Genomic DNA, 5,818 nt, shown 5'->3' with positions numbered 1-5,818 from the left:
CAGCCGATGATGGAGGTGAAGGCTGTCATGAGGATCGGACAGAAACGGAGACGGGATGCCTCCACTGCAGCCTCCAGCGGATCCATGCCGTTATCGACACGTTCCTTGGCAAATTCAACGATCAGGATGGCATTCTTTGCCGCCAGACCGATGATCATGATAATGCCGATCTGCATGTAAACGCTGTTCTGGAAACCATCACTGGTCGATCCGAGAGGCGCTGCCATTTTTATTGATGGCATATTCAGAGAAGAGCGCTCCGAAAATACCCGTCGGTACGGTAAAGAGTACGGCAAACGGGACTGACCAGCTTTCATAGAGAGCTGCCAGGCAGAGGAAAGCAAAGACAAGCGCCATGGCAAGTGTCTTCATCGTTGAGCTAGAGGAGTTATTTTCCTCGCGGCTCTGGCCGGACCATTCGATTGTCTCCCCTGCAGGAGCGACGGAAAGGACAGCTTCCTTAGCCGCTTCCATGGCTTCGCCGGAGCTGTAGCCGGAAGCGGCACTGCCCTGGATGGCAATACTTCTTACACCATTGAAACGCGTGATGGAAGAAGGCGCTGTCGTAATGGATTTCGTCAGGATGGTATCAAGCGGAACCATATCGCCGCTGGAAGTCTTAACGGAAATGAACTTCAGGGAATCCGCCTGGGAGCGGTACTGCGTGCCTGCCTGTACGATGACTTTGTACGTACGGCCGAACTGATTGAAATCATTGACCTGCGTACCGCCGAAGTTGACCTGAAGGGCCGTAAATACATCTGACAAATTGATGCCAAGACTCTTGACCTTCTCACGGTCGACAGAGAATTCATAGCTTGGCGTATCAGCACTGTAGTCGCTTCTTGTACTCATGAGCTCAGGACGCGCGTTGCAGGCTGCGACAGCCTTGGCCGCCAGATCGCTGAGTTCCGTATCCGAAAGGCCCAGATTATCCTGCGGCTGCATGCTCCAGCCGCCTTCCATGCCAAGGCCCGGGAGCGAGGACACATTGAATGCATAAATGCTGGCTTCCGGATGATCCTTTGCCGCCATCATGTTGAACTGGGTAATAATGGACGTGACACTTTCGGCCGATGCAGTCCGCTGATCCCAGTTATCCAGAGAAACGTAAAGATTTCCTGTATTCGAACTGGATCCGCCTGCATTTGTCATGACATCCTTGACGCCTGGAATCGTCTTCGTTTCAGCCGCCATGGCATCGACTGTCTTGATTGTCTGATTGAGGGACGTCCCTTCCGGCATCTTGATGCTTGCCATGAAGAATCCCTGATCTTCAGACGGAACAAAGGTCGAAGGAAGAATCTTGTAGAAAGCACCCATGAGGACGCATATGACGACGAGGAAAATGCCTGCAAACTTCAGATGATGAATCATCCAGTCAACCTTCTTCGTATAGCCTTCGAGTATATGGTCGAAAGAAGAATTGAACTTATGGAAGAATGCGGCAAGCGGGCCATGCCTGAAACCTGTATCGCCCGGCTTCAGGAGAAGCCCGCAGAGGGCAGGCGTCAGCGTCAGTGCAACAAATGCGGAAATTGCAATCGATATCGTAATCGTCACGGCAAACTGCTTGTAAAGGACGCCCGTGATGCCGCCAAGGAAGGCAACCGGAATGAAGATGGATGCCAGGACTGCCGTCGTTGCGACAATCGGCCCCTGTACTTCATCCATAGCCACTTCCGTCGCAGCCTTTGGATCGAGTTCCTCCCTTTCCATGTGCTCTTCAACGTTTTCAATGACGACAATCGCATCATCGACGACCATGCCGATTGCCAGGACCATCGCAAAGAGTGTCAGCGTATTGATGGAGAAATCAAGAAGAACGAAAGAAGCAAACGTACCGATAATGGAAACCGGCACTGCGAGGACCGGGATCAGAGTCGTCCTCCACTTCTGCAGGAAGAGGAATACGACGAGAACGACAAGAATCAAAGATTCAATGAATGTAGCCTTGACTTCATCTATGGATGCATTGATGAACGACGTATTATCCATGACGATAATGTAATCAAGATCCGGCGGGAAACTGTCCTTGGCCTCCGAAAGAATCTGCTTGACCTGCGTGACAGTATCAAGAGTATTCGCATCATTGGTCAGCTGTACGCCAAACCCGATCCCCGACTTCCCGTTGATCTTCGAATTATTGCTTTCATTCTGCGTGCCTCTTTCAATCGTGGCAACATCCTGCAAATGGACAAACTGGCCATTGGAAGCAGACTTCAGGATGATATTCCCGAACTGTTCCGGTGTCGTGAGACGCCCTTCCACCTTGGCACTGTACTGCTTTTCCTGCGTAGCCGGTGCCGGCTGGGCACCGATCGTACCGGCAGGAGCGGACACGTTCTGCTCCTTGATGGCAGATGTGACGTCTGCCACCGTCAGCCCTCTTTCAGCGAGCTTGTCCGGATTCAGCCAGATTCTCATGGCATAGCTGGAACCGAATGTATTGACATTGCCTACGCCGTTTACACGCTGCAGTTTATCCAGAAGGTAAATATCTGCGTAATTCTTAAGGAAGGCCTGGTCATATGTACCCTTTGGCGAATACAGATTGACCATCAGCACCATATCGCCGGATGCTTTCCTGACAGTAAGGCCCGTCTGCTGGACCTCGGAAGGCAGGCTGTTCTTGGCCAGATTGGCACTGTTCTGTACATTGACGGAATCCGTATCCCCGTCAGAATCGAGGTCAAAGACAATCGAGAGGCTGTAAGAACCGCTGTTGCTTGACGTCGAAGACATGTAGTCCATATTTTCAACGCCGTTCAGCTGGTCTTCAATGACCTGCGCGACCGTCTGATTGACGATGCTTGCGTTGGCACCCGTATAATTGGCGCTGAGACGTATCGTCGGCGGAGAAATCTGCGGATACTGCGCAATTGGCAGTGTCGAAAGCGAGATCAGGCCGAGGAGTACGATAATCAGCGAAATGACAATCGCAAAAATTGGACGCCTGATAAAGAATTTAGACATAACCGGCCTCCTTTATGACTGCTGGGAGGTAACGGCATAAGACGGCGTCGTGCTTGTCGTCAGGGACAGCCCCAGTTCCTGCGCATTCGTTTCCGTAGGATTCAGAGCCTGTCCTTCCTTCAGATTCGTCAGACCTTCTACTACGACATTATCATCCTTGGTAAGACCGCTCTTGACGACATAGTAGCTTCCCACTTCATCGCCAAGCTCTACGATCTTGGAAACAGACTTGTTGTCCGGCCCCACGACGATGACAAGGGACTTGTTGAGAACCTGCTGCACTGCTCTTTGCGGAACGAGAAGTGCATCCTTCTGCGGCTGGCCCTCAATCGTAATCTTGGCAAACATGCCTGGAAGCAGGAGATGATTGTCATTATTGAAGAGAGCTTTGACTGTGAGCGTACCAGTGGACTGATTGAGCTGGCGGTCAGCAATATATGTCGTGCTTGTTTCCGCATACTTGGAACCATTGCTGAGCGTGAGCGTTGCCGTCGGCGGAACAAATTCACTGCTTGCTGCATCGCTTTCCTTCGGCTTGCGTCCGTTTTCTCTGAAATTCAGGAATTCATTTTCACTGACAGAGAAAGAGACATAGACCGGATTGATTGTGCCGACAGATACGAGCTGCGTCGATCCCGACGTCACATACGTCCCTGCCGCCACATCATCGACAGAAAGCTTTCCTGACATTGGAGAACGGACGACAGTATCATCCAGATTCTCCTCTGCCTCCTGCAAAAGTGCCTGCATATCTTCATATTCAGAACGGTATGTTTCCACCGTGGCTCTCTGCGTCGTGAGCGTCTGCTCTGCAATCGCACCCGAAGCCTCCAGCTTTTCATAGCGCTGAAGATCAATCAGGGAATTGTTGTAAGCCGTCCTGGCCTTATCCACATTCGACCTTGCAGAAAGTACCTGGGACGAATACTGACGATCGTCGATCTGTCGATCTTATAAAGCGGCTGCCCCTTCTGGACAGCCTGCCCGCTGGTAAAATACTTTTCCACAATAGAACCGGAAACACTTGGCTTGATGGCTACCGCATCCGTCGATTGTACTTCCCCTGAATAATCATGGGAAACAGATACATCCTGCTGGAGCACCTTCATCGTCTTGACAGAAACAGCATTGCTTTTCTGCGCCGTCGTGCCGCATCCGGCCGTCAGACCCATGATTCCGAAAAGAATCACAGCTGCCGCTATTCCTGCCTTCTTCCTTGCATTTCCTATCAACATATTCCCACCCCTGACTCTGTCTGTCCGTGTCTCCTGCCTTCAATTCATCAGGCAGGGATCATCAGACTATTGATTCCAATAGAAAAAATCCAGGCATGCCCGGATCCAAATTCATTCATGTCTACCTTATTGTAACAGAAAACAAAACCTAAATAAATGAAAAACGGATGGAATATCCCGAACCGGGACATATCCATCCGCCTGCACTTTTATTGATTATTTGTCGTCCACATGAAGTGAGAGGACATCATTTCTTGCATAATGACCGCAGGGATCAAATTCCATCTTGGCAGCCGCAGCGTCCTCCATGTCCAAATCCGCGTAAATAATACGCTCCATATCCCATACCGTCTCAGAAATATCATGACCATAAGGATCGATCACACAGCTTCCTCCGCGGCATACGATACCCTTGGAAACAGCATCCTTCTCCGGAGCCGTTGCAAGATCCCCCGGATAAGAATCCTTTGTAATCAGCATATCGCAGTTGATGACAAAACAGCGTCCTTCCAGTGCAATATGACGGATCGTATGCTGCCATTCCGCATTGTCATTCGTATTGCAGGAAATATAGATCGTAATCCCCTTCTGATACAGCGCCGTCCTTGCAAGAGGCATGTAACTCTCCCAGCAGATCAGGCAGCCGATCGGCCCCCAAGGCGTATCCATCACAGGGAAATATCCCTCATTCGCATCGCCCCAGACCACACGCTCCGAGCCCGTAGGCTTGAGCTTCCTGTGCGTCAAGACTTCACCATCCGGGGAAATCAGAAGATTGGAATTATAAAGCGTCCCGTTCACCGCATCCCTTTCCGAAATGCCGATGCTTACATACACGCCAAGCTTCCTGGCCTCTTCCTTCAGCACTTCCGTCTCTTCCTCACCCACAACAATGGATGCATCCGAATAACGCTTCCAGTCCTTCCTGCCATCAGCCGTACGACGTCCCACAGAAAAGCCGAAATTCATTCCATAAGGATAACCGGGAATAAAAAGCTCCGGAAACACAACAAGATTCGCCCCGCCCTTAGCCGCCTTCTTCAAAAGCGATAAAGCCTTCGAAAGACAGGCCTTCTTGTCAAACATCACAGGCTCCGCCTGCACCACAGCCACCCGGCATTGTCCGTCCTTTACTTTCATCATAAATCCCCCTGCCATAGTTTTATCGTATCTTTCAGTCAATGTTACATATAGTTTACCATGTCAGCATAATAAAAGAAAAGGGAACATAAAGAACACGAATTACGCCGATTGACGTCCCTCTTAATCCCCCGTCTCTTCCATTAACCATTTCAGCAATGATAGTGCAGAACATAATATAAACATAAAATGAAAAAGTCAATCGCAATGATTGACATACCTTCGCTTATCAAATCCGCATGTTTTTCACCATACCAGCCAAGAGGACTCAGCAGGTATTCATGCAATAAAACCACCAACCGGTAAAGATTGATGGGATTTAGCTGAATCAGCTCTGCTTATTCCTCCCTTCCATTCCAACCGAGATGAGGCAGCAGGTTATTCACACAAAGCAAAAAAGGACATCGATCGTAATGATTGACGTCCTTTTTTATGGCTCTTCACGGAAATTTGGGGGATGAATAATT

At 49.9% G+C, this 5,818-nt stretch carries 5 protein-coding genes; all 5 read right to left on the bottom strand.

Annotated elements, in window-relative coordinates:
- Positions 1 to 242 (bottom strand): efflux RND transporter permease subunit (locus tag M3200_RS06900; protein ID WP_288178207.1); only part of this gene is annotated, 242 nt, incomplete at its 3' end.
- Complete coding sequence (locus M3200_RS06895; protein WP_022382804.1) at positions 199 to 2,976, bottom strand: efflux RND transporter permease subunit; 2,778 nt, start codon at positions 2,974 to 2,976, stop codon at positions 199 to 201. The genes M3200_RS06895 and M3200_RS06900, both read right to left, overlap by 44 nt.
- A gap of 12 nt (positions 2,977 to 2,988) precedes the next feature.
- The gene (locus M3200_RS06890; RefSeq protein WP_022382803.1) at positions 2,989 to 3,870 is read right to left on the bottom strand and encodes an efflux RND transporter periplasmic adaptor subunit; all 882 of its coding nucleotides are present in this window, start codon (positions 3,868 to 3,870) and stop codon (positions 2,989 to 2,991) included.
- Entirely contained in the window at positions 3,834 to 4,211 is a 378-nt protein-coding gene (locus M3200_RS06885) for a biotin/lipoyl-binding protein (RefSeq protein ID WP_022382802.1), read from the bottom strand. Before M3200_RS06885 ends, M3200_RS06890 begins: the two co-directional genes overlap by 37 nt.
- 216 nt (positions 4,212 to 4,427) lie before the next feature.
- Positions 4,428 to 5,354, bottom strand: coding sequence for a carbon-nitrogen hydrolase family protein (locus M3200_RS06880; protein WP_022382800.1), 927 nt, complete (start codon positions 5,352 to 5,354; stop codon positions 4,428 to 4,430).
- Between the last annotated feature and the right edge of the window lie 464 nt (positions 5,355 to 5,818).

Origin of the sequence: Dialister sp. CAG:357 (genome assembly GCF_000435155.1) — a bacterium.
GTDB lineage: Bacteria > Bacillota > Negativicutes > Veillonellales > Dialisteraceae > Dialister > Dialister hominis.
This window is presented reverse-complemented; position numbering and strand designations above follow the sequence as displayed.

Coding starts and splice junctions, on each gene's coding strand:
- M3200_RS06895 (WP_022382804.1), bottom strand. CDS start 2,976: ATGTCTAAATTCTTTATCAGGCGTCCAATTTTTGCGATTGTCATTTCG.
- M3200_RS06885 (WP_022382802.1), bottom strand. CDS start 4,211: ATGTTGATAGGAAATGCAAGGAAGAAGGCAGGAATAGCGGCAGCTGTG.
- M3200_RS06880 (WP_022382800.1), bottom strand. CDS start 5,354: ATGATGAAAGTAAAGGACGGACAATGCCGGGTGGCTGTGGTGCAGGCG.